General features: G+C 71.1%; 24 protein-coding genes. 2 read left to right on the forward strand and 22 right to left on the reverse strand.

The features are described from left to right. The 12 genes from VF092_12060 to VF092_12115 all read right to left on the reverse strand — a co-directional run. A partial coding sequence (locus VF092_12060) for a hypothetical protein (GenBank protein HEX6748018.1) occupies window positions 1–582 on the reverse strand: 582 nt, incomplete at its 3' end. Continuing rightward, on the reverse strand, window positions 566–1,192 hold the full coding sequence (pilO, locus tag VF092_12065; GenBank protein HEX6748019.1) for a type 4a pilus biogenesis protein PilO: 627 nt from the start codon (window positions 1,190–1,192) through the stop codon (window positions 566–568). The genes VF092_12060 and pilO, both read right to left, overlap by 17 nt. Next, window positions 1,192–1,938 (reverse strand): PilN domain-containing protein, encoded by a 747-nt coding sequence (locus tag VF092_12070; GenBank protein ID HEX6748020.1) that lies wholly within the window; start codon window positions 1,936–1,938, stop codon window positions 1,192–1,194. The genes pilO and VF092_12070 overlap by 1 nt, the downstream gene beginning before the upstream one ends. A gap of 33 nt (window positions 1,939–1,971) precedes the next feature. Beyond that, window positions 1,972–3,018, reverse strand: a complete 1,047-nt coding sequence (gene pilM, locus VF092_12075; GenBank protein ID HEX6748021.1) for a type IV pilus assembly protein PilM — start codon at window positions 3,016–3,018, stop codon at window positions 1,972–1,974. 141 nt (window positions 3,019–3,159) lie between these two features. Continuing rightward, window positions 3,160–4,422 carry a hypothetical protein gene (locus VF092_12080; protein HEX6748022.1) on the reverse strand — a complete coding sequence of 421 codons (1,263 nt, stop codon included), beginning with the start codon at window positions 4,420–4,422 and terminating at the stop codon, window positions 3,160–3,162. 5 nt (window positions 4,423–4,427) lie between these two features. Next, complete coding sequence (locus tag VF092_12085; GenBank protein HEX6748023.1) at window positions 4,428–5,345, reverse strand: type II secretion system protein; 918 nt, start codon at window positions 5,343–5,345, stop codon at window positions 4,428–4,430. Beyond that, window positions 5,332–5,736 (reverse strand): prepilin-type N-terminal cleavage/methylation domain-containing protein, encoded by a 405-nt coding sequence (locus VF092_12090; GenBank protein HEX6748024.1) that lies wholly within the window; start codon window positions 5,734–5,736, stop codon window positions 5,332–5,334. The genes VF092_12085 and VF092_12090 overlap by 14 nt, the downstream gene beginning before the upstream one ends. Then, window positions 5,726–6,199 carry a GspH/FimT family pseudopilin gene (locus VF092_12095; GenBank protein ID HEX6748025.1) on the reverse strand — a complete coding sequence of 158 codons (474 nt, stop codon included), beginning with the start codon at window positions 6,197–6,199 and terminating at the stop codon, window positions 5,726–5,728. Before VF092_12095 ends, VF092_12090 begins: the two co-directional genes overlap by 11 nt. Before the next feature lie 140 nt (window positions 6,200–6,339). After that, window positions 6,340–6,804: a GspH/FimT family pseudopilin gene (locus tag VF092_12100; GenBank protein ID HEX6748026.1), complete on the reverse strand. Its 465-nt coding sequence runs from the start codon at window positions 6,802–6,804 to the stop codon at window positions 6,340–6,342. A 544-nt stretch (window positions 6,805–7,348) separates the two neighbouring features. After that, the gene (locus VF092_12105) at window positions 7,349–8,710 is read right to left on the reverse strand and encodes a sigma-54 dependent transcriptional regulator (GenBank protein HEX6748027.1); all 1,362 of its coding nucleotides are present in this window, start codon (window positions 8,708–8,710) and stop codon (window positions 7,349–7,351) included. Beyond that, on the reverse strand, window positions 8,707–9,903 hold the full coding sequence (locus tag VF092_12110; protein HEX6748028.1) for an ATP-binding protein: 1,197 nt from the start codon (window positions 9,901–9,903) through the stop codon (window positions 8,707–8,709). The genes VF092_12105 and VF092_12110 overlap by 4 nt, the downstream gene beginning before the upstream one ends. A gap of 82 nt (window positions 9,904–9,985) precedes the next feature. Beyond that, the gene (locus tag VF092_12115; protein ID HEX6748029.1) at window positions 9,986–10,183 is read right to left on the reverse strand and encodes a hypothetical protein; all 198 of its coding nucleotides are present in this window, start codon (window positions 10,181–10,183) and stop codon (window positions 9,986–9,988) included. Window positions 10,184–10,610: 427 nt separating this feature from the next. Between VF092_12115 and VF092_12120 the strand changes: the two genes are divergently transcribed. Next, window positions 10,611–11,960 carry an Nramp family divalent metal transporter gene (locus VF092_12120; GenBank protein ID HEX6748030.1) on the forward strand — a complete coding sequence of 450 codons (1,350 nt, stop codon included), beginning with the start codon at window positions 10,611–10,613 and terminating at the stop codon, window positions 11,958–11,960. A 399-nt stretch (window positions 11,961–12,359) separates the two neighbouring features. Here the strand turns inward: VF092_12120 and VF092_12125 are convergent, their stop codons facing one another. The 10 genes from VF092_12125 to VF092_12170 all read right to left on the reverse strand — a co-directional run bounded on the left by VF092_12125 (window position 12,360) and on the right by VF092_12170 (window position 24,254). After that, the gene (locus VF092_12125; GenBank protein ID HEX6748031.1) at window positions 12,360–13,862 is read right to left on the reverse strand and encodes an amino acid permease; all 1,503 of its coding nucleotides are present in this window, start codon (window positions 13,860–13,862) and stop codon (window positions 12,360–12,362) included. 22 nt (window positions 13,863–13,884) lie between these two features. After that, window positions 13,885–14,667, reverse strand: a complete 783-nt coding sequence (locus VF092_12130; GenBank protein ID HEX6748032.1) for an energy transducer TonB — start codon at window positions 14,665–14,667, stop codon at window positions 13,885–13,887. 294 nt (window positions 14,668–14,961) lie between these two features. After that, window positions 14,962–15,384: a hypothetical protein gene (locus VF092_12135; protein HEX6748033.1), complete on the reverse strand. Its 423-nt coding sequence runs from the start codon at window positions 15,382–15,384 to the stop codon at window positions 14,962–14,964. After that, complete coding sequence (locus VF092_12140) at window positions 15,374–16,090, reverse strand: ribonuclease HII (protein ID HEX6748034.1); 717 nt, start codon at window positions 16,088–16,090, stop codon at window positions 15,374–15,376. Before VF092_12140 ends, VF092_12135 begins: the two co-directional genes overlap by 11 nt. A gap of 574 nt (window positions 16,091–16,664) precedes the next feature. Next, on the reverse strand, window positions 16,665–17,012 hold the full coding sequence (gene rplS / locus VF092_12145; protein ID HEX6748035.1) for a 50S ribosomal protein L19: 348 nt from the start codon (window positions 17,010–17,012) through the stop codon (window positions 16,665–16,667). 85 nt (window positions 17,013–17,097) lie between these two features. Next, a complete protein-coding gene (gene trmD, locus VF092_12150) occupies window positions 17,098–17,799 on the reverse strand; it encodes a tRNA (guanosine(37)-N1)-methyltransferase TrmD (protein ID HEX6748036.1) in 702 nt (233 codons plus the stop codon). Beyond that, entirely contained in the window at window positions 17,799–18,332 is a 534-nt protein-coding gene (gene rimM / locus VF092_12155) for a ribosome maturation factor RimM (protein HEX6748037.1), read from the reverse strand. Before rimM ends, trmD begins: the two co-directional genes overlap by 1 nt. A 13-nt stretch (window positions 18,333–18,345) precedes the next feature. Then, window positions 18,346–19,011, reverse strand: a complete 666-nt coding sequence (gene rpsP / locus VF092_12160) for a 30S ribosomal protein S16 (protein HEX6748038.1) — start codon at window positions 19,009–19,011, stop codon at window positions 18,346–18,348. Between the two features lie 165 nt (window positions 19,012–19,176). After that, entirely contained in the window at window positions 19,177–20,532 is a 1,356-nt protein-coding gene (ffh, locus tag VF092_12165) for a signal recognition particle protein (protein ID HEX6748039.1), read from the reverse strand. Window positions 20,533–21,128: 596 nt separating this feature from the next. Next, the gene (locus tag VF092_12170; GenBank protein HEX6748040.1) at window positions 21,129–24,254 is read right to left on the reverse strand and encodes a hypothetical protein; all 3,126 of its coding nucleotides are present in this window, start codon (window positions 24,252–24,254) and stop codon (window positions 21,129–21,131) included. Between the two features lie 462 nt (window positions 24,255–24,716). Here VF092_12170 and VF092_12175 point away from each other — a divergent pair, with 462 nt between their 5' ends. Then, on the forward strand, window positions 24,717–26,009 hold the full coding sequence (locus VF092_12175; GenBank protein ID HEX6748041.1) for a cytochrome P450: 1,293 nt from the start codon (window positions 24,717–24,719) through the stop codon (window positions 26,007–26,009). The last annotated feature ends 68 nt before the right edge of the window (window positions 26,010–26,077 follow it).

Raw genomic sequence — 26,077 nt, forward strand, 5'->3', positions numbered from 1 at the left:
GGCGGGCGCCTGCGGCTGCGCCGGCGCGATGGTCACGGGGATCTGCTGCGCGGCCGGCGGCTGCGCGGTGGCGGAGGCCGCCTCCTGCCGCTGCGTGCGCTGCAGGAGGATGGTCTGCAGCCGGCTCCCGCCAAACTCGTCCACCCGCACGTCCACGCGCTGCGGCCAGATGCGGGTGACCGTCATCGTTCCCAGCCGCTGCCCCTGGTGCATGCGGTAGCGGCGCGCGCTGTCGCCCTCGGCGAACACGGCCACCGAGCGCCGCGCGTCGGGCGAGTAGATGATGGCGGTCAGCCGCAGGTCTTCCACCCGGAAGCCCAGGTCGGCCGCGGTCAGCAGTGCCTGGAAGGGGTCGGGGCGGCCGCCGCGCTGGTAGCGGAACACCTCGCGGCGGTACACGTCGCCCGCGGGGAGCGTCGCCGCGGGAGCCGCGGGGGCCGCAGCCTGCCCGGCGGACGCGGCCGGGGCGCCGGCGCGCGGCGCGGCCACCACCGCGGCGGCGGCCTGCGCGGCGGCCTGCGCCGTCGCCGCCAGCAGCGCGGCGAGGGCCAGGACGGCGGAGAAGCTATTCGACTTTCGCATCGCCCAGCGGAGCGGAGGGAATCACGTAGGTTTCGATGGAGAAGCGCGCCTCGAGCTTCGGCGGACCCTCGTCGGCGCCCGGCGGGCCGGGGCGCGGCGCGGGGGCGCCGGCGGTGGCGCCCTGCGGCGCCAGCCGCAGGTCGACCGGGGTCACGATGCGCGGCAGCGAGGCCACGCGCGTGAGGAACTCGCCGATGTCGTGGTAGCGCCCCAGCACCGCCATGTCGTAGATGCGCCGGGTGTAGTAGCGCTCCTCCGTGGCACTCACGGGCTGGATCAGCGAGATCTCCACCCCCGTGCGCTGCGCCTCGGCGCTGATGGCGTCGAGCAGGTCGGGAAGCTCCTCGCTGCTGGGGATCAGCCCCTCCACCACCGCCAGCTGGCGGCGGAAGAGCTCCAGCGCCTCCTCGGGGCTGGTGGCGCCTCGGGTCAGCGCCCGCGCCCGCGAGTTGCTCTGCTGCACCGAGGCCAGCTGGGTCTCCAGCTCCTCGTTCGCCTTCTGGCGCGGCGAGTAGAGCTGCATGTAGCCGAAGGCGGTGACCACCACCAGCAGCAGCGCGCCGTAGGTCAGCGTCTTCTTCGTCTTGGGGTCGAGCGGCGGAAGCGCCATCATTGCACCGGGACGACCGGAACGGTCTCGACGAGGGTGGAATCGGGCTGCTCCCAGCGCGCCTCGAGGGTGAACTTCAGGTACGTGCGCCCCTCGCTGGCCGTCTGCTCGCTGGTGACCAGCGCCACGTCACGGATGAACGGGCTGGCCTCGAGGTTCTTCATGAAGCGGGTGAGCGCCTGCGTGGTGGCGGCGTTCCCCTCCACGTTGAAGTTGGGCGGCGGCGGGGCCGGCGGGAGCGCCGCCTTCCCCGAGTCGGCCGCGGCCGTCTTCTTCGACGAGTCGCCGGCGGCGGGCGCCGCCCCGGCCGCGGGGGCCGCGGGAGCGGGAGCGGCGGCCTGCGCCTCGGCCGACACCTTGGTCAGCCAGGTGTAGGGCGGCACCGCGCGGCTGATCTCGTCCATCAGGTGCGGCCACAGGTAGCGGCGCCCGTCGACGCTGCGGATCACCGCCATCTTCTGCTCGATGGTGTCGCGGCGGCTCTCCAGGCTCTTCATCAGCGCGATGGTGCGCGCCAGCCGCAGGCTGTCCTGCCGCTCGCGCTCGATCTGCGCGGTCAGCTCGGTGCGGTGCGCGCCCTGCCGCCAGAATTCGAATCCCCCCAGCGCCACCACCAGCAGCGCGGCGCCCGCCAGCGCGATCACGCGCGGGTCGGCGCCGGCCGTCGGCAGCCCCACGGCGCGCTCGCGGCGCGCGGCGGCCGGGCGGCGCGGCCCGCCGCTGGGGAGGAGGTTGATCTCGATCAAGTGTGGATCCCCGGTGTCAGGTCGGGTGGTGGGTCAGGCCGCGTTGCGCAGCGCCAATCCCACCGACAGCATCAGCATGGGCGCCAGCTCGTCGACGGGCATTCCCTGCGCGGCGCCGGGACGGACGCGGAGCCGCTGCAGCGGGGTGGCCACCTCGGTGCGCACGCGCAGCCGCGCGGCCAGCACCTCGATCAGCCCCGGGATGCGGGCGCCGCCCCCGGTCACGTAGGCGCGCTGCAGCCCGCCGCTGGCGTCGCTCATCGACAGGAAGGCCACGGCGCGCTCCACCCCCACGGCCAGCTCCTCGCACCCCTGCTGCAGCAGCTCGCGGAACTCGGCCGTCCGCGCGCTGCGCCCCTGGAGCACCGCCTCGGCCTCCTCGGCCGAGAGCCCGTGGAGGCGGCGCAGCTCCTCGCGCAGCCGCCGGCTGCCGAAGGGAATGTCGCGGGTCAGGATCAGCGTGCCGTCCTGCAGCACGTTCACCGTGCTGACCTCGTGGCCCACGTTGACCAGCGCCACGACGCCGTTCAGCGCCTCGGGATAGTTGTACTCGAAGGCGTTCTGCAGCGCGCAGGCGTCCACGTCCACCACGGTCGGCTGCAGCCCCGCGTCGCGGAGGAGGGCCACGCGGCCTTCGACCAGCTCGCGCTTGGCGGCGACGAGGAGGACGTTCATCTGCAGCCCGTCGTCGAGCGGGTCGAGGATGTGGAAGTCCAGCTGCACGCTCTCCATGTCGTACGGCACGTGCTGCTCGGCCTCCCAGCGGATCACCTCGCGGGCGTCCGCCTCCTTCATCCGGTCCATGGCGATCTTCTTCACCATCACGTCGCGCCCGCCCACGCTGGAAACCAGCCGGCGCGGCTTGACCTGCGCGGTGTCGAAGAGGAGGCGCAGCGTCTCGACCACGATCTGCGGGTCCATCACCTCGCCCTCCACGATGGCGTCGGGAAGGAGCGGCGTGTGCGAGACGTGCACGAGCTCGGGCTCGGGGCCCGAGTGGTCGACCACGGCCACCTTGATCAGGCCGCTGCCGATGTCGAGCCCAACCGTGGAACGGCTGCGGCGAAGGAACGAGACCATTGGACGCGCGAAAAGGTCCGTCGTGCAGCGCCGCAATGCTTCCACGGCGCGGGGCGGTGAAGAAGTGTCTTGGTGTGGGGGGATGGCGAGAACATAGCGCGGGGGAGTGCGGGCGTCAAGGACGCCCGCACATTCCGCCTCTCACCGCACCAGCTCGAACCACGCAAACGTGGTCGACACAAGGTTTTGCGGCATGTCGTCGATTCTGCCGCGATTGAGCGCGTTTTGCGCTGCCTCGATGGAGCACTTGTTGTAGCGGATCACCGCGCGGCCGCGCACGTTGTCCTCCACCGTGCTGGCCGAGCCGAACGCAACCACGGTGCCCTCGATCTTGCCGTCGAACTGCCCGCCGCCGCCGCCGATGGTCAGGTCCTTCTCCACCAGCACGATCCCGCGGAAGATGAAGTTCCCCTGGATCTTGAGCGAGCCGTTGACCACGATCAGGATCCCCTGCCCGTAGTCGCCGTTGATGGTCACCTCGCCGCCCTGGGCGTCGATGGCCACCACCACCTCGCGCTCGGTGCTGGCCGTGTTGGGGCACGACATGCTGGTGCCCCCCAGCTCGCCCTCGGGGCATCCCCAGTTGTAGATGGTGTCGTTCCCCGTCTTGGTCGAGTTCACCCGCGTCTGGCTCCATGCCGGGCGGCCGAAGCGCGAGCCGAACTTGATGTTGGCGTACTTGGTCAGCGAGTCGAGCGTCATCCCGTGCCCCAGGATGTAGCTCTGCAGCGTGTCCTTCTTGATCGAGGTGGTCACCGACTGCCCCTCGATGGTGGCGCTCGAGCCCACGGTGTCGACCTCGGCGCCCTGGGTGACCATGATCGCGTACTTCGAGGTGTCGCCGCTGGCGCAGTTGGTCTGCCCGGTGCGCCCGTTGGAGATGGTGGCGTTGCCGGCGATGCGCAGGTCGCCGCCCGAGGTGGCGCCCGCGTCCACGTTCAGCGTGATCTTGTTGAGGTTGCGCTGCACCTTCACCAGCGCGCCCACGCCCCGCCCCGTGGCGGTGGGGTTGGCGATGATCGACCAGGTCTCGTCGGAGCGCGAGGCGGTGGCGGAGATGTCGGTGACGTTCCGGTACAGCCGTGCCAGCGACATGGTGTAGGCCGTGCCGCCGAAGTTGAAGGCGGTGGTGCCCTCGGCGAACTTGTTGACCACGCCGGCGCCGAGCCCGGCCTGGGTGGCCACGTAGTTCTCCAGCGCGCCGTCGGCGGTGTAGAGCGAGCGGGCCGCGTCGCGCTGGCCGGCGCTCACGGCGAACTCGGTGCCCGAGGTCAGCAGCACGGTGGTCACCAGCAGGGTCATCGCCACCAGGCCGAGCAGGGCCAGGGGTAGCGCGATCCCCTGGCGTCCCAGCCGCGAGAAGCGGCGGGTGCGCGCGCGGGGGGTCCGGAAGGCGCGGGTCATGGGGGTCAGTTCCTCAGCTGGACGGAGGCGGAGAGAGAGTCCACCTGGTTGGCGCGGCCCTTGGCGCGGCTCGAGGCCCTCACCGTGATGCCGACGCGGGCCACCTGCTGCAGGTCGGCCAGGGTGGTGCCGGGCGCCGCCAGGGCGGTGCCGTCGGCCTTCCAGTAGGTCAACGCCAGCCCGTCGGAGCCGGTGAGCGGCCCCGCCAGCGGCTGCTGCGTGGTGCTGCTGCCCACGCTCAGGCTGCGGCGGATCCACCACTCGCCGTCGACCTGCGTCAGGTCGTAGCGCACCCACTGGTACAGGTACAGCGTGTTCCCCGCGGGAACCGCGGGAAGGTTGCTGCCGTTGATGGTCACCCCGCGCACCACGCCGGCGTTGTTCCCCGTCCCCGCGGTGTTGCCGGTGGGGCGGACCGCCTCGCAGGCGTTCCCCGACACGCTCAGGTCGAGGGTGGCGATGGAGGTGACGGTGGCGCGCGACGTGGCGGTGGGGTTGGGGTTCGGCACCCACGCGCCCGTTCCCGCGGCCGAGGTGTCGCCGAGGACGCCGGTGGCCTCGTTCACCTCGAACATCAGCACGCTGGCGTCGCTCAGGTCGGGGAAGACGGCGAAGCGCTGGGCGCTGGTCCCGCCGCCGCACGAGATCCCCCACGCGCGGGGAACCAGGAACGACACGGAGCTGGCGGTGGCGCCCACCAGCCCCGAGGCCTGGGCGGCGCGCAGCTCGCTGGCCAGCACCTCCAGCGCGCCGCGGGCGTTCTGCTGCGCCTCCTGGCGGGCGCTCTGCACCGTGGCGAAGCGGCTCTCGCCGCGCAGCACCTGGAAGATCACGCCGCCCAGGATGATGGCCAGCACCATGGCCACCATCACCTCCACCAGCGTGAAGCCGGCGCGGCCGCGCGGGAGCTTATCGGACGACATTGGAGGTCATGTTCACGCTGTCGGAGGTGAGCACCGCCCCGCGGTTGCTGGTGGGGGGCAGCACGCGCACCGAGATCGAGTACAGGTTGTAGGTGGTGCCGGCCACGGCCGACGAGGTGACCGTGCGGAACACGCGCACGCCGTCGGTGGTGGTGAAGCTGCTGTTCTGCGCCACCGCGGGAGTGCGCTGGATCTCGTTCAGCGCCGTCTCCAGCTCGTTGGTGGCCAGCGCGGCGTAGCGGCTCTGCACGTCGGCGCGGCGCACCGACGCCGCGGCGCCGATCCCCAGCGACTCCAGCGCCAGCAGGCCCACCGCCAGGATGATCATGGCGATGAGGACCTCGATCAGGGTGAAGCCCGCGTCGGCGCGCGGGGCCCGCTCAGTAGCCACGGTAGATCCGCCCCACTCCGGAGATGGTCAGCGACGAGCTGCGGCCGTTGCGCGTGGCCGTCAGCGTGGAGGTGTTTCCCGAGGTCATCATCCCGCGGCTGTCGAAGGTGACGACGGCGCCGTGCGGCGTCAGGTCCAGCCCGGGATAGTCCGTCGCCAGGTTCACGCTCTTGTAGGTGGCGGCGTTCGCCGTGCCGGGGTCGACCACCACCGTGTACGACTTGCCGGTGGTGGCCACCGTGACCGACACCCGCCGCGCGGTGCGGATGGCGCGGATGCGGGCCACGTTCAGGTCGGTGGCCAGGCCGTTCAGCACGCCCTGCGTGGCGCTGACCTGCACCCACGCCTCGATGCGGGGGACGGCCATGCTGGCAAGGATCGCGAGGATGACGAGGACGATGAGCATCTCGGCCAGGGAGAAACCCTCCCGGCCGGCGCGGAGCGCACGGGCAGGTATCGACATGCCGCCGGCGCAAAGGAAGGTTCATGCCGTGGCAGAATCCCTTGCGCCGCAACGATTTCCATACTGAGACAAATCCACGTAGCAGCGGAATCGTTGCCGGTGCGGAAAATATTTCCTGGTGTGATCGACCCCGCCCCGCGTCACCACCGGCGGTAGATCCGGCCGATGGCGGACACCGTCAGCGAGTCGCGGATGCCGCCCTCGACCGCGCGGATCGTGCGGTTGTTGAACGGCGCCAGCAGCCCGTTGGAGCTGTAGGTGACGGCGTTGGTGCTGCCGTTCAGGGAATAGCAGAGCGGATAGTCGTCGGGCGCGAACGAGGTGCGCAGGATGCGCCCGGTCCCGCGCACCTCCACCACGTAGCCGCGGCCGCCGCGCCCGGCGCAGCGCGCGTCCGGAACGAAGCGGAGCGAAGCCCCGCGCCCGTGGCGGATGGCGGCGATGCGCGTGAACTCCAGGTCGCCGGCCAGGCGGTTCATGGCGCCGCGCACCCGCTCGCGGCGGATGAAGCCCTCCAGCCGCGGCACGGCGATCGACAGGGCGATGGAGGCGACGACGAGCGTGACCAGCACCTCGTGAAGGCTGAACCCGGCGATCCTCTGCACGCTTCCCTCCTCCGCACCGATCCATCCCCACCACTGCCCGTCCGCCGACCGGCAGGACGCCAAACACGCGTACACAAGGTACACCGCAGGTGTCCACTCCGCAAGCTTCTTGTCCTGGCTGCTTTCGAGCGGGTGCCACTTTTCCCAGTTCCCGCGCGGATGTTCGCCGGAAACTCCTGTCGTAGGAGGGAGATGAGGACACGGCGATCGGGAGAAACGTGCGGAGATCGCCCTCGCAGGCGAGCGGACGCGATCGCGTTTTCGCCTAGCTTTGGCCTAACGGACCGCATCGGGGCGGTTGCGTGGACAGAATGAACGGGCTGAGATGGCAGTGCATTCGCATCACAAAAAAGAAATCACACGGAGGGAACGGAGGAAACGGAGGACTGATCTGAGTTCCTCCGTTTCCTCCGTTCCCTCCGTGTGATTCGATCTGTTACGGTATCACATCACAGTGCGTGAGTGCGTTAGTGCAGAAGTGCGTCGGATCCGCTCGGGCCCGACGCACTTTCGCACTTTCGCACTTTCGCACTTTCGCACTTCGTCACTCCAGCCCGTAGTCGTGGATCTTGTATGACAGTGCCCGCACCGACAACTCCAGCAGCTCCGCCGCCCGCGTGCGGTTGCCGTTGCAGCGCTCCAGCGCCCGCTCGATCAGCGTCTTCTCCAGCGCGGGGAGGCGGCGCTTCACCGACAGGTCGCCGTCGTCGTCGCGCAGGTCGAAGAGCTGGCGGCCGGTGCGCACGTGCGCCGGCAGGTGCTCCTCGCGGATGTCGCCGCCGGAGAGGATCAGCGCGCGCTCGACCACGTTCTCCAGCTCGCGCACGTTCCCCGGCCACCCGTACGCGGCCAGGACGGGCACGAGCGAGCGCGGCAGCCCCGGCGCGTCGATGCGCAGCCGCTCGGCGTGGCGCCGCAGGAAGTGCTCGGCCAGCAGCGGGATGTCTTCCGGGCGCGTGCGCAGCGGCGGGATGTGGATCTGCACCACGTTGATGCGATAGAACAGGTCGTCGCGGAAGCGCTGCGCCTTCACCTCCGCCACCAGGTCGCGCGCCGTCGCCGCCAGCACGCGCACGTCCACGGGGCGCTCGCCGCTGCCGCCCACGCGGCGGATGGTGCGCTCCTGGAGAACGCGCAGGAGCTTCACCTGCAGCGGCATCGACAGCTCGCCGATCTCGTCCAGGAAGAGCGTGCCGCCGTCCGCCTCCTCGAACAGCCCCTCGCGCGCCCGGTCCGCCCCGGTGAACGCGCCCTTCTCGTGGCCGAAGAGCTCGCTCTCCAGCAGGTTCTCGGGGATGGCGCCGCAGTTGACGGCCACGAACGCCGCGTCGCGGCGCGGGCTGGCGGCGTGGACGGCGCGGGCCACCGCCTCCTTCCCGCTCCCGCTCTCCCCCGTCAGCAGCACGGTCGACGGGAAGGGGGCGACCCGCATCGCCAGGTCCATCACCTCGCGCATCGCGGCGCTGGCGCCCACCACGCCCGCGAAGCCCTCCGCGTGGGCCACCTCCTTGCGCAGCCGGGCCACCTCGCGGCGCAGCTGCTCGCGCTCCTGCGCCTTGCGGAGGGTGAGCAGCACCTCGTCGGCGTTGAAGGGCTTGGAGATGTAGTCGTACGCGCCGCGCCGCATCGCCTCGACGGCGGTGTCGAGGGTGCCGTAGGCGCTCATCATCACCACCAGCCCGGTGCCCCCGCCCTGCTGGTACTTCTCCAGGAACTCCAGCCCCCCCATCCGCGGCATGCGCACGTCGCACAGCACCAGGTCGGGCTGCTCGGCCAGCGCCATGCGCAGGCCGGTCTCGCCGTCGTCGGCGGTCTGCACCTGGTACCCCTCGTCGCGCAGGATCAGGAGGAGGGTGTGGCGCAGCCCCGCCTCGTCGTCGATGACCAGGACGCGTGGTTGGCTCACGGCTGAGGTCGGTGGGTGGGAAAGGAGAGCTTGAACACGGCGCCCCCGCCCTCGGCGGAAGAGGCCTCGATCCGGCCGCCGAAGTCTGCCACGGTGCTGGCGACGATGGCAAGCCCCAGCCCCGTTCCCTCCCCCGGCGCGCGGGTGGTGAAGAAGGGGTCGAAGATGGCCTCGATGTGCTCCGGCGCGATCCCCGGCCCCGTGTCGGCGACGACGATGCGCACGATCTCCGTCCCCTCCGCGATGACCGACGCGTCGCGATGGGTGCCGTAGCGCGGCCGGCGCAGGTGCGCGTACGAGACGCCGGGGGGATCGGACGCGCGGCGCACGGGGATGGGTCGGTCGGGATGCCACACGTCGAGCATCGTCCGCACGGTCAGCCGGCCGCTGCCGCCCATCGCCAGCCGCGCGTTGTCGAAGAGGTTGACGAAGATCTGGTCGACGAAGTGCGAGTCCGCCATCACCGGCGGGAGGTCGCCCGCCAGCGACGTGGCGACCTCGATCCCCTCCAGCACCCCCTGGTCGCGGAGGAGCTCCAGGACGCGTCCGATCGATGCGTTCACGTCCACCGGCTCGCGCTGCGCGGGGGCGGGGCGCGAGTAGTCCAGCAGCCGCCGCACGATGACGTCGATGCGCCGCGTCTCGCGCTCCATCCCGTCCAGCAGCTCGGGGTCGGCGCCGCGGCGGCGGAGGACGGCGGCGTAGCCCAGCAGCGCGCCCAGCGGGTTCCCCACCTCGTGCGCCACCCCCGCGGCCAGGCGCCCGATCGACGCCATCTTCTCCGCCTGCACCAGGTCGTACTGCGTGGCCAGGAGAAGGCGGTTGGTCTCGTCGAGCGAGCGGACGTTGTCGGCCAGGAGCTGCTGGTTGTGCAGCAGCTGCTCGGTCATCCGGTTCAGCGCCAGGTTCAGCGCGGCGATCTCGCGCGTGTCGCCCTCGGGCGCGCGGCGCACGTAGTCGCCGCCGGCGATGGCCTCGGCCGTGGCCACGGCCTCGCGCAGCGGGCGGACGACCAGCCGGTCGATCAGCACGCGGCCGAGGAGGACGAAGACGGCGACGTCGACCGCCAGCAGGAGGAGCAGCACCCACGACGGGCGCGGCCCGGCGATGCGGAGGACGGTGGCGGTCCACAGCGCCAGCAGGAGCGCGGCGGCGGCCAGGAAGGAGAGGTTGAAGAGGAGCTCGGCACGCAAAGAGCCCCGGCGCCGGCCGGGGCTCTTTGCCGGGCGGGCGGCCGCGGAGTCGCCGGCCCGGCGCCTCGGGAGCTCCGCCGCCTCAGGCGGCGGCGGGCTCCCCGGAACGGATGCTGTCACGGATAACCGGCTTCCTGCGCTGGCCGTGGGCCTGCTTCTCGATGTGGTGCCACACCCGGTCGACCACCGACCCCGTGGGACCCTCCCAGGCGATGCGGCCCTCGGCGTGGACGGTTTCCAGCGCCCTGCGCAGGGCGTGCTTGCTCACCGGCTTCCTCATGGTACCTCCGCGGGCTGAACGTCGGTCCGCCTCCCCGCCAAACAGGCGCGGGAGGCCTGTGGCATACCTGCAAGCGTACGTTAATCAGCCGCGGCCCCGCGCGCGAGGGGGACGTTGACGACATCGCGCAAGGTCCTCCCAGACACATGGAATCCCGTCTCCCAGGCATCTGTTCAGCCGATGTTATCTAATTGGCTCACGCAGAGTTAGCAGGGTCAGCAGTGGAACTGCGGCTGTTACCTGCTGACCCTGCTGACTCTGCGTGAGGCTTTCTTTTCGATCGTTGGGGGGATGACGAAAGAGGGTGCCCGCCCCGCCGGCGAGGGTGCGGGCCGGATGGACCCGTTCTTGCCCCTGGCGGCGCGCCTGTGCCCAGGAACCGAACAGGATGTCCGCCGGGCGGTGGGCGAGGATGACGCGGGGAGCGATGGGGAAAGTGAAGAAGGGGCGCGAGCGCCGGCGGGGGCCGCGCCGCGAACGGCGGCGGGTGCCCGCGAAGCACCAGCCGGGGAGCAGGGCCGCGCACGGGAAGGATGGGCTGCTGCGCGCCCTGGGGCTGGGGCTGATCACCGGCGCGGCCGACGACGACCCGTCGGCCATCGGCACGTACGCCAGCGCGGGCGCCAGGCTGGGGCCGTCGTTCCTGTGGACCGCCCCGGTCACGCTGCCGATGATGTACGCGGTGGTCTACCTCTCCGCCAAGCTGGGGCAGGTCACGGGGCAGGGGCTGTTCGCGGTGATCCAGTCCCGCTTCCCCCGCTGGGTGCTGTACCCGTCGCTCCTGGCCGTCCTCGTCGGCAACACCATCGAGGCGGGCGCCGACATCGCCGGGATGGCGGCGGCCGTGGGGCTGCTGGTGAAGGTGCCCGCCGCCGTCATCGTGGTCTTCATCACCGCGGCCATCCTGGCGCTCCAGTTCTGGGGCTCGTACACGCTCATCCGCAACGTCTTCCGCTGGCTGGCGCTGGCGCTGCTGGCCTACGTGGCCGCCGCGATCCTGGCCAGGCCCGCGCTGGGCCCCGTGCTGCGGGGCACCTTCGTCCCCACCCTGCGCTTCGACCCCGAGTTCCTTTCGCTGCTGGTGGCGGTCATCGGCACCACCCTCTCCGCCTACCTCTACACCTGGCAGTCGAACGAGGAGGTCGAGGAGCAGATCGCGATGGGGCTCCGGCGCCTGACCGACCGCCGGGGGACGACCGACGCGGAGCTGAAGCGGACGCGCAAGGACATCCTCTTCGGGATGTGCTTCTCGAACCTGGTGATGTACTTCATCATGCTCTCCACCTCCGCGACGCTGTACCGGGCCGGACAGCACGACGTGGAAAGCGCGGCGCAGGCGGCGCGCGCGCTGCAGCCCCTGGCCGGGAGCGCCGCCGGCGTCCTGTTCGCGCTGGGCGTGATCGGCGTCGGCTTCCTGGCGGTTCCCGTGATGACCACCGGCGCGGCGTACGACCTGGCGCAGACGCTGGGGTGGAAGCACGGGCTGCACGCCAAACCGCGCGAGGCGTGGAAGTTCTACGCCGCCATCACCGTGTTCACGCTGCTGGCGATGGGGATGAACTTCCTGGGACTGAACCCCATGAAGGCGCTGGTCTTCGCCGGCATCGTGCAGGGCTTCTCCACCCCGCCGCTGATGCTGCTGATCATGCTGATGACGAACGACCGGAAGATCATGGGCAGCCGGGTGAACGGCCGCGCGATGAACGTGCTGGGGTGGGCCACCACCGCCATCATCTTCGCCGCCACGGGCGCCCTGATCGTCACCTGGGTGATGTAGCGAGGCATCACGATGTCACGGCGCGCCCGGTCCGCGCGTCGATGCACCCCGATCCTTTCGGCAGGTCCGCTGCCTTCTCGCGCAGCGCCGGGTGCGGGCGCAGCCAGTTGTGCTCGAACACCCTTCGCCAGATCCGCAACGAGCATCAGCCTCCAGTATCAGGACGTCTGCACGTCGAATCACCAATGAAATGAAATCACACGGAGGTAACGGAGGACTGAGCTGGGTTCCTCCGTTCCCTCCGTTTCCTCCGTGTGATTCAATGCTGTTGGGACGTCCGGAGATGCACGATGCATAGGCTGAAGCGGGATCACCGCCGACGAAAGCGTTCCGGCCGGCCGCGCGGGCGTTCGCGCGGCCGGCCGGGTTCCGTTGGAACGATGTTCGTCGATTCCGAGGCTACGAGTCGGTGACCACGGGACGCTTGCCGACGGCGCGCCAGATGTAGTAGACGGGGATGCCGAGGAGCACGATGATCAGCCCCGCGAAGGTGTACTCGGGCTTGGCGAAGAGCAGGATCACCGCGATGGCCAGCGCCGAAAGCATGTACAGCGCGGGGATCACCGGATAGCCGAAGGCGCGGTACGGGCGCTCCATGTCGGGCCGCTTCCGGCGCAGCGCGAAGAGCGCGATCATCGTCATCACGTAGAACACCAGCGCCGCGAAGATCACGTAGTCCAGCAGCTGCCCGTAGCTCCCCGTCAGCGTCAGGAACGCGGTCCACACCCCCTGCACCCCCAGCGCCCAGACGGGGACGTGCGTCTTGTGCGAGATGCGGCCGGCGCGCTCGAAGAACACGCCGTCCTTCGCCATCGCGTAGTAGACGCGCGCGCCCGCCAGGATCAGCCCGTTGATGCACCCGAAGGTGGAGACCAGGATCGCCCCGGCCATCAGGTACGCGCCCACGTCGCCGAAGATGTGCTGCAGCGCGAGGGTGCCCACCCGGTCCTGCGGCGCGTTCTGGATCTGCGACAGCTTGAGCACGGAGAGGTAGGCGAAGTTCGCCAGCACGTACAGCAGCGTCACGCTCCCCGTCCCCAGCGCCAGCGCGATGGGGAGGTTGCGCTGCGGGCGCTCCACCTCGGCGGCGGCGAAGGTGACGTTGTTCCACGCGTCGGCGCTGAACAGCGACCCGACCATCGCCGCGCCGAAGGCCAGCAGCAGCGCCGGAAAGGCGAGCGTCATCCCCAGGAACGGCGTGGGCGTGGTGCCGCCCGGCATGTCGGCCCAGAAGTGCGAGAAGTTGCTCGCGATCGCGTCCGCGTTCCGGCCGATCGTCAGCCCCAGGATCACCAGCCCCAGCAGCGCCGCCGTCTTGGCCGCGGTGAAGATGTTCTGGATCCACTTGGCCTCGCGCAGCCCGCGCATGTTCACCCAGGTGAGCAGCGCGATGATCACGATCCCCACCACCCGCTGCGGGCTGAGCCCCAGCTCGATCTCGCCGCCGGGGACGGGAACCTTCCCGAAGCTGATGAACAGGTCGGGCGACACGGCGGGGATGAACACCCCCAGGAAGCGCGAGAAGGCGACGGCCACGGCGGCGATCGTCCCCGTCTGGATCACCATGAACAGCGTCCAGCCGTAGAGGAAGCCGGGGAGGTGCCCCAGCCCCTCGCGCAGGAACACGTACTGTCCGCCGGCCCGCGGCATCGCTGCCGCCAGCTCGCCGTAGCTCAGCGCGCCGAACACGGTGATGACCATCGTCGCGACCCAGACGAGGATCAGCCCGCCCGGCGAGTTCATGGTCCGCGCGATGTCGGCGGACACGATGAAGATGCCGGAGCCAATCATCGAGCCCACCACCAGCATGGTGGCGTCGACCAGCGAGAGCGCGCGCCGGAACTCGCCCTCGGAGCTCGCGGGGGCGCGCGGGGGTGCCTCGGGAGTGGCGGTGGGCGGCATTCGGATCAGGGGGGTGAGGGGGTCAGATGGTGAGCGTGATGTCGGTCTGCGCGGCCACCGGGCGGTTGGTGGCCAGCTCGCGCGCCGGCCTGAACTTCCAGTCGCGGGCCGTGCGCTTCAGGCTCTCGTCGTAGCCGCGGTTGCCCGTGGGGGTGAGCACCTCCACGTCGGTGACGTCGCCGCGCTCGCTGACGGTCAGGCGCAGGACCACGTCGCGGCTGGCCATCCCCCGCGGCCGCGAGGGCGGGATCAGCAGCAGGTCGGTTTCCGGCAGCGTGGTGCGGCTGCCTCCGCCGCCGCCCGTGCCGGGGCCGCTTCCCGTCCCCACGCCCGTGCCGGTGCCTCCGCCCGAGCCGCCGCCGGTCCCGCCACCGCTCCCCGGGCCCTGCCCCGGGCCGGTGCCGGGACCCGTCCCCGGGCCGGAGGCCGGCGCGGCGGGCGCGGGCACGGGCGGCGCGGGAGCCGGGGCGGCGGGCTTCGTCTCCGCGGGCGGCACCGGCACGGGCGGCGGCGGAACCACCGGCGGCACCAGCGCGTCCGGCTCGGGCTGCGACGGCGGCGGGGGTGGCGGCGGAGGCTGGGGAAGGTCGTAGTAGCTTACCTGCTCGCCCCCACCGCCGCCACCCCCGCCCGCTTCCCGCCCGACGGGCCGGTCCTGGCGCGAGCCCTCGCCGGCCAGCAGCACGGTCTGGCGATAGCCGAAGAACAGCAGCAGCACCACGACGGCGTGCACCAGCACGGCCACCGCGGTCCCGCCCGCCGAGGGGCGTCCCTCCTTCTTGTTCCTGCCGACGACCTCGAACACGCCTGGTACGGCCTCCGCTCGCTCCCCGCCGCCCACCGGCGGGTGATCCCACGTGATACCGCCTTCACCGCCTCCGGGTTTCCGTCAGACGTTCACGAGGGGGTGAAATCGACTGCACGGCGCGTGCGAGATGGGTTGTGGGAGAAGGAGATGGGTCGGGGAGGGGGCGATTGAACTGCAACAACCACACGAAGTCCGCCTTCGCGGACTACCGGCATCGGCTCGGCCGGGGTGACGGTGCGCGCGACGAGCTTCGCGTCGGCATCCGCCGCGGATTCGGCGATGTGATGATGATCAGCTCGCGCTTCGGGACGCGGCGCGGGCGTCGCGCGAGGCCAGGCGGCCGCCGATGGCCGCGGCCACGATCTGCAGCAGGAGGAGGCCGGCGGTGTAGGCGGCGCCCACGCTCCAGCTCTCCGCGCCCAGCAGCTCGCCGGGGATCAGGTTCACGAGCAGCCAGACGACGAGCGAGACGAGACCCATCCCCACCGCGTAGAGGATCGGCGCGGCGCCGGCGCGCCACCCGGCGAAGTAGCCGCCCGCCGCGAACCCGACCGCCGTCGCCAGCAATCCCCAGAAGGTGCCGCCCGAGCCCTCGCGGTTCAGCAGCCCCACGGCGATCATCGCGATCACCACCAGCGACACCACCGCCGCGGCGATGAACCAGCTCAGCAGCAGCGTGCCGAGACGGACGTTGCGGAGATGCTCAGTATGCATCGGCGGCCAGCTGGGAGACGGACAGCACGTCGTCGAAGGAGTACTGCACCGGCTGGAAGCTCTGGCGATGGTGGCGCGTGGGGCCCAGGCGGTCGAGCGCCTCGAGATGCTCGGGCGTGCCGTACCCCTTGTTGCGCTCCCACCCGTACTCGGGATAGCGCGGGGCGAGCCGCTCCATCAGCCGGTCGCGCGTCACCTTCGCCAGGATCGACGCGGCGGCGATGCAGTGCACCTTGGCGTCGCCGTCGACGATGGCGGTCTGCTGCTCCAGCCCCAGCTCGGGGACGGCGAGCCCGTCCACCAGCAGGTGCCCCGGCGGGCAGGAGAGATGGGCGATGGCGCGCTGCATGGCCACCGCCGTCGCGCGGCGGATGTTGATGCGGTCGATCTCCGCCGGGCTGGCGGCGCCCACGCCCCAGCACACGCAGGAGGTGACGATGCGCTCGTAGAGGGCCGCGCGCTTCTCGTGCGTGAGCTTCTTGCTGTCGTCCACCCCGTCGATCCAGCACCCCTCCGGCAGGATCACCGCCGCGGCCACGACGGGCCCGGCCAGCGGCCCGCGTCCCACCTCGTCGACGCCCGCCACGTGCAGGCAGCCGCCGTCCCAGATCCCCCACTCGGTCGCCAGCAGCTTGCGCAGCCGCTGCGGCGTGGGCCTGCGCGTGCGCTTCGTCTTCTTGCGGGAGGATTTCTTCGCGGCGGGCACGTCGGCGTCGCGGGGCGGCTGGGAGGCGGAAGGTGAGCGGATGGACGCGAGAATGGATAATGGAAGCGGGAGATGCGGGCAACGGAAGAAAGGGCGAAGGTGGGGATGACTCACATCTTGCCCGCCCGGCGCGGAGGCCCTCTCCCCCCGGCCCCCTCCCCCAAAACCGACTGGGGGAGGGGGAGACCTCAGCGCGCGGAGTGGGTTCGGCTCGAAGCGGGATGCGCCGGCGCGGCCGCATACGGCCCCCTCCCCCGGCCCCTCCCCCGCTACGCAGGGGAGGGGAGAACTCAGCGCGGTGATGGGACTTTGCGTGAGGGATGCGCGCCCGGAGGGCCGGGACACCACCGCGCGCGAGCCGTCGATGCGCAGCGAGCGGATGGTTGGCGCGGTGGGGGCCCGGCGCCGTTGGCAACAGTAGTATCGTTGCCTACGGCGCGCGCAGCCCGTTTGGGCGTCTCAGCGCCCAACACGCCCAAACCAAGCAGTTCATCAGTCCCTGAACGCGAATCGCGGGGCGCGCCTCGATGAGGAGGCACGCCCCGCGACCGGAAGGACGTTGCTGCGTCGACGCTTACTTGCTGCGGCGCTCGCGGATGCGGGCGGCCTTGCCGCGCAGGGCGCGCAGGTAGTACAGCTTGGCGCGGCGCACGCGGCCCTCGCGCACCAGCTCGATGCTGGCCAGCATGGGCGAGTGCAGCGGGAAGGTGCGCTCGACACCAACGCCGCCCGAGATCTTGCGGACCTTGAAGGTCTCGCTGATGCCGCCGTGCTTGCGGCCGATGCAGACGCCCTCGAACGCCTGGATCCGCTCCTTGTCGCCCTCGCGCACGCGCACGTTCACGCGCACGGTGTCGCCGGGGCGGAAGCTCGGGATGTTATCCCGGAGGTACTCCTTCTGGGTCTCGATGAACGGATGCATGCGCGTCCTTCCCTTCGGTTCAGTGTGAGAGAGGTTGGGCGGGCCGCGCCGCGGCTCCGATTTCGACGTCTGCGACGTCCCAACATCAACCGTGTTCCGGGTGCTCCTCCAGGAGCTCCGGCCGCCGCTCGCGCGTGAGCCGTTCGGCCTCTTCGCGCCTCCATGCGGCGATTTTCGCGTGGTCGCCGGACAGCAGCACGTCCGGCACCCGCATCCCCCTGTATTCCGCGGGGCGCGTGTACGAGGGCGGGGAGAGATGCCCGTCGTAGAAGCTGTCCGTCGACGCGCTCTCGTGGTCCGAGATCGCGCCGGGGAGGAGCCGCACCACCGCGTCCAGCACCGCCAGCGCCGCCACCTCGCCGCCCGAGAGGATGAAGTCGCCCAGCGACAGCTCCTCGTCGGTCAGCGCCTCGGCCACGCGGTGGTCCACGTCCTTGTAGTGCCCGCAGAGCAGCGTCAGCTCGGGCTGCACCGCCAGCCGCACCGCGTCCTCGTGGGTGAAGCGCCGCCCCCGCGCGGACATCAGCACGATCCGCCCGCCGGGACGCGCCGCGCCCTCGGGCGCCAGCGACTCCACCGCCTCCCAGAAGGGCCCGGGCTTCATCACCATCCCGCTCCCGCCGCCGTAGGGGAGGTCGTCCACCGTCTGGTGGCGGTCGCGGGTGAAGTCCCTGAGCTGCACCAGGTTGTACGTCACCAGCCCGGCGGCCGCGGCGCGCGCGGGGATGGAGAGCGAGAGCGGCCCCCGGAAGAAGTCCGGGAAGAGCGTGACCACGTTGATGCGCATCACAGCTCCAGCAGCCCCGCGGGCACCTCCACCTCGACGACGCCTTCCGCCGGATCGACCCGCTTCACCATCTCGCGGACGAAGGGGAGGAGGAGCTCCTTCCTGCCTTCCCGCTCGACCCCGAGATACCACCCGGCCGGCGCCTCGTACACCTCGCGCACCGTCCCGACCGTCTCGCTGGCGGCGACGACACGCAAGCCGATGAGGTGATGGACGAAGGTCTCGTCTTCCTCCAGCGGCGCCGCCTCGCTCGCGGGGATCAGCAGCGTGCGGCCGCGCAGCGCCTCGATCGTCTCATCACGCCCCGCGAACCCGGCCGCCTTCACCAGCAGGCCGCCTTTGAAGGGGCGCGCCCGCTCGATGGTGAGGGTGCCGCCGTCCGGCCGCCCCCTAGCGTCGCCGAGCCGGAGGACGCGGCCGGGGGTGAAGACGGCGTCCGGATGGTCGGTCTCGACCCGGACGAACAGCTCGCCCTTGATGCCGTGCGGCTTCTGCACCGCGCCGACGATCAGGAACCCGTCTTCCACGGCCATCACTTCCGCCCGCTCAGGACTGCGCGGGCTCCTCGCCCTCGGCAGCCGGCGCGTCCTCGGCCGGCGTCTCGGCGGCCGGAGCCTCGGCCACGTCGTCGGTGATCTGGTCGTTCACCGCGGTCGGGAGCGCGTCCTCGATCTGCGCGTCCTCGGCGGCGGGCGCAGCGGTCTCCTCGGCGGCCGCCTCGGCCACGGGAGCCTCGTCGCCGCCGGTGACCTTCTCCGCCACGGCCTCGGCCGCGTCCTTCACCGTCTCCACCACGGTCGACGCCGCGCCGGCCACGGCCGAAGCCGCGTCACCCGCCACGTCCGCCACCTTCGCCGCCACGTCCTTGGCCGCGTCCGCCGCCTTGGAAGCCGCGCCCTTCGCCACCTTGCCGGCGGTCGCGGCGGCGCCGGTCACGGCCGCCGTCACCGTCTCCACCACGCCGCCCTCGTGGCCGACGCCGGCCTTGCGGAAGAGCGAGCGCACGGTGTCGGTGGGCACCGCGCCCTTGGCCAGCCACGCCGTGGCCTTGGCGTTGTCGACCTTGAGGGTCTCGGGCCTGGTGGTGGGGTTGTAGTGGCCGATGGTGGCCACGAACCGGCCGTCGCGCGGCATCGTGCTCTCGGCGATGACGATGCGGTAGTGCGGCGCCTTCTTCCGCCCCATGCGGCGGAGACGAATCTTCAGTGCCATCGAATCTCCTCAGGTCGACTGGCGGTGGCGTCCAGCCCGGCGCCGCGGACCCGCTCCGCGTGCGTGGACGGACGATCGAGACGGAAGTCCTGAGTCCTGGGTCCTGAGTCCTAAGTTGAAAAGCAGTTCACTCAGGACTTAGGACTTGGGACTCAGGACTTTCCGTTACATCCGGGGCATCCCCCCGAATGGAAGCCTGGGCATGCCGCCCTTCGGCATCATGCCCTGCAGGCCCTTCATCTGCTTCATGAACTTCTGCATGTCCTTGAACTGCGCCAGGAGCTGGTTGATCTCCGACACCGGGCGGCCCGAGCCGCGCGCGATGCGGGCGCGGCGCTGGCCGTTCAGCAGCTCGGGGCGGCGCCGCTCCTGCGGCGTCATGGACAGGATGATGGCCTCGACGTGCTTGAACCGCTGCGGATCGACCTTGACGTTCTTCAGCATCTTGCTGTTCACGCCCGGGATCAGCTTCAGCAGGTTCTCCAGCGGCCCCAGGTTCTGGAACTGCCGCAGGGCCACCAGGAAGTCCTCCAGGTCGAAGCGGCCCGAGCCCATCACCTTGCGCTCGAGCTTCGCCGCCTCGTCGGCGTCGAACGAGCGCTGCGCCTTCTCCACCAGCGCGACGACGTCGCCCTGCTGCAGGATGCGGCCGGCCATGCGGTCGGGGTGGAACTCCTCCAGCCCGTCCAGCTTTTCGCCCACGCCCAGGAACTTCAGCGGCTTGTGGGTGACGCCGTAGATGGAGAGCGCGGCGCCGCCGCGGGCGTCGCCGTCCATCTTGGTCAGCACCACGCCGGTGATGTCGAGCGCGTCGTCGAAGCCCTTGGCCACGTTGACGGACTCCTGCCCGATCATCCCGTCGGCCACGAACAGGATCTCGTGCGGCTGCAGCGCCTCCTTCAGGCGCCGCAGCTCGTCCATCAGCTCCTCGTCGATCTGCAGCCGGCCGGCGGTGTCGACGATCAGCACGCGGTCGCGCTCGGTCTTCGCCACCTCGAGCGCGCGCTTCGCGATCCCCACCACGTCCTTCGAGCCGGGCTCGGCGTAGACGGGAACGCCCACCTGCTGCCCCAGCGTCTGCAGCTGGTCGACGGCGGCGGGGCGGTAGACGTCGCACGCCACCATGCGCGTCTGGCGCATCTCGCGCTTCATCTTGCGCGCGAGCTTGCCGGCGGTGGTGGTCTTCCCGCTCCCCTGCAGGCCGACGACCATGATCACGGTGGGCGGGATGGGGGCGAGCGCCAGCGGCGCGCGCTTCTCGCCCAGCATGGAGGTCAGCTCCTCGTGAACGATCTTCACGAGCTGCTGGCCGGGGGTCACCGACTTGAGCACCCGCTCGCCGAGCGCCTTCTCCTCCACGCGCTTCATGAAGTCGCGCGTGACCTGGTAGTTGACGTCGGCCTCCAGCAGCACCCGGCGGATCTCGCGGAGTCCCTCGCGGATCATGGGCTCGGTGAGCACCCCGCGCTGGCGGAGGCCGCTGAGCACGCCTTCGAGCTTTTCGCTGAGCTGGTCGAACAAGTCCCGGTGCCCCGAAATGACGAAAAACGCCGCCCGGCAGCGGAGTGCGCTCAGGCGGGAGCAGCAAAGCCTTAGATTATAGCGCGAATGCTGGATTTGGGCAACCGCTGGGGACCACATCCGCCGCACGCCGGGGCGTCCATCGACGGGGGGCATGGGGATGGAGAAGAGGCACGGGATCGCGGCCCGTGCCTCTTCTGCATCACCTCGGGATCCTCGTCACCTGCGGATCTCCGTCACCTCGGATCTCCGTCACCTCCAGATCTCCGTTATACGAAGTCCGGGAATTTGGTTGATGTACCCAGGCCGATCCAACGCTGACGTCATCCTGAGGCCGGCCAGACCGTAACCAGCGTCTGCGCAAGAGCTTGCAGGCCGAAGGATCTATCATCGCGTCAGCACGAGATTCGATTGGACGCGCCAATGCTTCACCCGGACCTGGTATTACCTCCAGATCTTCATCATCTCAGGACTGGCGGTGGTGCGTGGCGCCGCGCTGCGCCCTCTCCCTGGCGCTTCGCGCCTGTCCCTCCCCCAAAACCGACTGGGGGAGGGGACGGGCTCGCTGCGCTCGTGACGCGCGGACGCCTGGGATTCTACCGCGGGTCGGAGAGGTAGCGCAGCGCCTTCATCCCCGGCATGAACAGGTAGGCGCCGCCGCGCACGGTGACGAAGCGCGGGAGCTCGCTCACCTGGTGGCGGACGGGGCACCGCTGCACGGTGAAGCGCGACACCTCCTCGGGGTGCGTGGCCTGGCTCGCCGGGTCGCGGTGCGGTGCGATCACCGGGTCCGGGTCGGCATACAGGCCGCTGAACTTCAGGCTGTTGACCCAGGTGCTCTGCACGAACTCGAACTGCCGCCCGATGTCGGTGTTGAAGCAGATGAAGTGCAGCCCCCGCTCGCCCGAGCCGTCGCTGGCCAGGATGTCGGCCGGGTCGAACGACGGCGCCAGCGGCGGCCCGTAGGCGCGGCCGCGGCGCAGGAGGCGGTGGCGGTCGGCCACCAGCAGCGAGTCGCGCGGGTTCGGCCCCATCCCGTCGCGCGGGTTGGTGCGGCGGATGTGCGAGCCCAGCGGGCAGCGCCCGCCGTCCAGGTCGGACCCGTACATGAACTTGTTCCCCACGGCCTCGTCGAACTGCGCGGGCTCGCGGTCGGGGTGCCGCTCCAGCGGCGCGCCGTTGGGCCAGCGGCCCACCATCTTCGCCCCCAGCCACTTGCGGCGCTCGGGATCGTGCCCGGCGGCCGCGTCGAGGAAGCTCCAGAACGCCTTCACGTCCTGCGCGTACTGGCGGAACACCAGGTAGCTCCCGTTCCTCCCCAGGTCCAGCCGCCGCCCCAGCGAGGTGTCGTACGGGTCGGGCGGCGCCACGGCGAGGAGCGTCCTCGCGTGCTCGGTGACGGGGACGCTGGGGGTGGCCGGGTAGTGGCCGTAGGCGTTGGGATAGCCCAGCACCACCTCGCCGGCGGGGATCTTCGGCTCGTCGGAGGGCGCGTCGGCGTCGCTCTTCAGCCCGTCGATGCGCGGCTGCGCGATGCCGTCGTGGAAGCCGAAGTGCTCCTTGTCGCCGTCCAGCATCACGCTGCCGAGCGGGTCGCCGAGCTTGATCCCGGCGGCGGCGGCATGGCCGGCCTCCTCGTCCACCAGCGCCTGCAGACGCTCCGGCGTGTCGGCGAAGATGAAGAGCATGGCGTGCACCGTGGGGTTCTTCGGCCCCCCCCACGCCCACTGCGCGGGGTCGAGGTCGCCCGCGGTGTCGCCCAGCGCGCGGCGGCTGTGCTCGCCGGTCATCCCCTCGATGAACTCCAGGCCGAAGGTGCCGAGCGAGGTCTCGTCGACCCCCAGCGCCGCGACGCCCGCCCAGGTGAGCGCCACGTTGCGCGCGAAGCCATCCCTGTAGACCTCGCCGCTGCCGCGCGACGCGGGGGTGACGCGGCCGGCCAGCGCGCCCAGCCAGCCGCGCGCCGACGCGCCGTCCGCCGCGCCGAAGTGGACGGGGACGTAGCAGGCCTGCGCGAGCTTGCGGTAGCTGCGGGCCACCAGCCCCTGCACGTCGCCGACGTCGATGCGCGGCGAGCGGACGGCCTTCTCCTCGAGCTCCGCGGGCTTCGTGGCGCTCTCCAGCCCGTCGGAGAAGCGGCGCAGCCACCGCTCCGCCGCGGGCGCGTCCATGTCCTCGTACAGCCCCAGGCGGATCTTGCTGTTGTTGTTGATGTTGCTCACCGACAGCCAGCGGTAGGCGCTGTACCACACCTGCGTGGGGATCTGGCTGTCGCGCGAGTACGCCTTGAACTGCTGCTCGTCCGTCGCCCCGCCGCCGGTGAGGCCCTTGGTGCGCGGGAAGCCCACGCAGTTGCTCCACACGCCGGTGAGCCCCGAGGCCGACTTGTCGATGAAGTCGCCCAGGTAGTTGTCCCAGCTGCCGTCGAAGTTGCTGAAGAACACCAGCCGCCGCCCCTCGTCCACGATCACCCAGCGCGCGAAGTGGATGGAGGGAATGCCAGCCAGGTTCCCCTGGTTGCTCAGGTACTTCGCCGAGAAGTCGATGAACGCCAGCACCGCCCGCAGCACGATCCCCCTGAACCAGAGCGGCTCCTTGATGTAGATGACGGAGCTCATCTCGTTCTGGACGATGCGGTCCTCGGTGCGCGCGAGATCCGACGTGTGCTCCTTCACCCCGCTCTTCACGATCACCGGATCGCGCGCGGCGAGCCGGTTCAGGTAGAGGAGCCCCGCGCCGGCCAGCAGGGCCACCACGGCGACGATCCCCGCCACCGTCCACCCCGCCGCGGCGGGCGCCAGGAAGAGGCGGAGGATGCCGTAGATCACGGCGAGGATGGCGAGCGCCAGCACCCCGCCGGGAATCCACAGCCGCGCGATCAGGAAGGGCGGGAGAAGGAGCTTCGGGAACGGCCCCGGCTTCACCTTCGTCCACGCGAGGTCCGGCTGCTCGTCGATCCACTTCAGGATCTTCTCGCGGATCACGCACGGGTCCTGAGGGATGGATCCGCGCGCGAGCTCCGCGTCGAGGAACGCCTCCACCCGGTCGCGCAGGCGCGCCTCGCGGCGGATCTGGTCCACCGAGCGGTGCATCGTCCCCGTGTAGAAGGTGTTCGACGCCACGCGGTGGCGCAGGAAGAAGTCATGCGCGCCGCGGCGGTCGCCGTGTCCGGGCCACCCCTCGCAGTGCCCGAACACCTGGTCCAGCCCCGGCCCCGCCTCGAGCAGCAACTCGTCGACGTGCTCCTCGAGCGTGCCGTCGAAGTCGGTGGAGAAGAGGAGCTTGGCGGGAATCGCCGGCCCGCGCGCCTGCGGCTTCCCCTCGAACTCGGGGATCGGCGCCTCCTTCGACGGCGACGGGTAGTGCACGAGGATGCGCAGGAAGTGCACGGTCCGCAGCCGCGCGAAGGGGATGATCGCGTTGGTCTCGATGTCCTCGTCCTCGGGGTGCGCGATGCGGTCGAGCAGCTTCAGCAGCGCGTCCATGTGCCCGGATTTGATGCGCGGCATCACCAGCAGCGACGACTGCGAGGTGCGCCCGTCCCTGGCGGCGGAGGCGACGTCCTGCTCCGGCGTGCGCTCCAGCAGCTTCATCACCTTCACGCGGCGCGCGGCGCGGCGGCGGGCCTCCTCCTCGGAAACCACGCGCACGTCGAGCGGAACTACCGGCGTGGCGATGGGAGGCGGGTCGTTCTGTCCGGGCGGAAGGGGGATGTCGCTCATGGGACGAGGCTCCTGCTGAGGGATGGCGGGCGGGATGGAAGAATCGATGCGCCGGACGGCGCCTGCTGACCGGGAACTGCGCGAAACGGAAGGGATCGCCGGGATGCTGCGGCCGGCTCGGAGAGGTTCGCGGCGCAGGGGAAAGTCGGTGCGCGCGCGCGTAGAAGACGAATATTGCCACGGGAGCGGCGGAAACGCCAGTCCCCCGGACAACAGTCTGCCATCCAACGGCTTGCGCGCTCTCCTCCGCACCGTTTCGGCGGCCGTCCGATCGACCGCGGACGACGCGGCGGCGAGGCGATCCCCCGGCGCGGCGCGGCGGAGTCGTGCGGTGAAATCCCCATCCCCCGAAGCAACAAAAGGATTGTCCCACACGGGCGGAGGCGCCTATCATCGTGACGCGGCATCGCCGCACCTTCGATCGTCCCCCGCCGGTTCGACCTCCTCTCCCGGAAGGCCCCCGTGAGCACCCTCGCCCCCGCGCCCGCAGCCGCCTCGTCGTCCCGCCAGCCGCCGTCGCCCAACTCGCAGGGGGGACTCGGGATCCGGATAAAGCGCGAGGCGGCGGCCCTGCTCACGAGCCGCGCCGTGCTGCGCCCGGTGTCGGCCGTGCTGCGCCGCCACGCGCCGCTGCTGAAGCTCGGCAGCCGCGTGATCGTCACCCGCCACGCCGACGTGCTCGACGTGCTGAGCCGCGACGGCGACTTCACCATCTCGCAGGTGAACGGACCGGCGATCGACCGCATCAACGGCCCCTTCATCCTGGCGATGGACCGCGGCCCCGAGTACGACCGCGACCACGCCGCGCTGCGGGCGGCCGCGCGCTACGAGGACCTGGACCGCGTGCGCGAGATGGCGCGCGACTCGGCCGCGCGGCGGGTGGAAGCCGCGCGCGCCGCGCGGAAGATCGAGGCGGTACAGGGCCTCACGCGCGGGGTGGCCGCCGACACCGTGGCGGACTACTTCGGCTTCCCCGGCCCCGACCGCGCCACGATGATGCGCTGGCTGCGCACCCTCTTCCAGGACGCGTTCGCCAACCCGCTGAACGACCCGTTCGTGCGCAGCGCGGCGCTGGAGAGCTTCGCCGAGCTGCAGGCGTGGATCCCCGGCGAGATCGCGCGGCGGCGCGCGGAGGGCGTGGGGTCCGCGGAGGACGTGCTGGGGCGGCTGATCGCCATGCAGGGCCCGGAGCGGCCGTTCGCGGACGACGACTGGGTGCGGCGCAACATCGCCGGGCTGGTGGTGGGCGCGGTGGAGACGACCTCGCGCTTCAGCATCCTGGCGATCGACGAGCTGCTCCGGCGCCCCGAGGAGCTGGCGGGCGCCCAGGCCGCCGCCCGCGCGGGGGACGTGGACCTGGTGCGGCAGTACGCGTGGGAGGCGGTGCGCTTCAATCCCCACACGCCGCTGATGGCGCGCCGCTGCCCCGCCGGCGCGGTGATCGCCGCGGGAACGCCGCGCGAGCGGAAGGTCCCCGCCGGCAGCAGCGTGCTGATCGACGTCCTCGCGGCCACGTTCGACGAGGAGGGCTTCCCCGAGCCCGGCCGCTTCCGCACCGACCGCGACGTGCGCGGCTACCTGCACTTCGGCTGGGGGATGCACCAGTGCTTCGGGCTGGCGGTGAACCATGTGCAGATTCCCGAGATCGTGGCGGCGCTCCTGCGGCTTCCCGGCCTCCGCCGCGCCCCCGGCCGCGACGGGCGGGTGGAGCTCGACGGCCCCTTCCCCGAGCGCTGGGTGCTGGAGTTCGACTGACATCGCATCCGGAAACGATCGGGCTCACGCGGAGACGCGGAGCCGCGGAGGGATGAGGGTCGATCCTC

The organism is Longimicrobium sp. (assembly GCA_036377595.1).
In the GTDB taxonomy this organism is placed as follows: domain Bacteria; phylum Gemmatimonadota; class Gemmatimonadetes; order Longimicrobiales; family Longimicrobiaceae; genus Longimicrobium.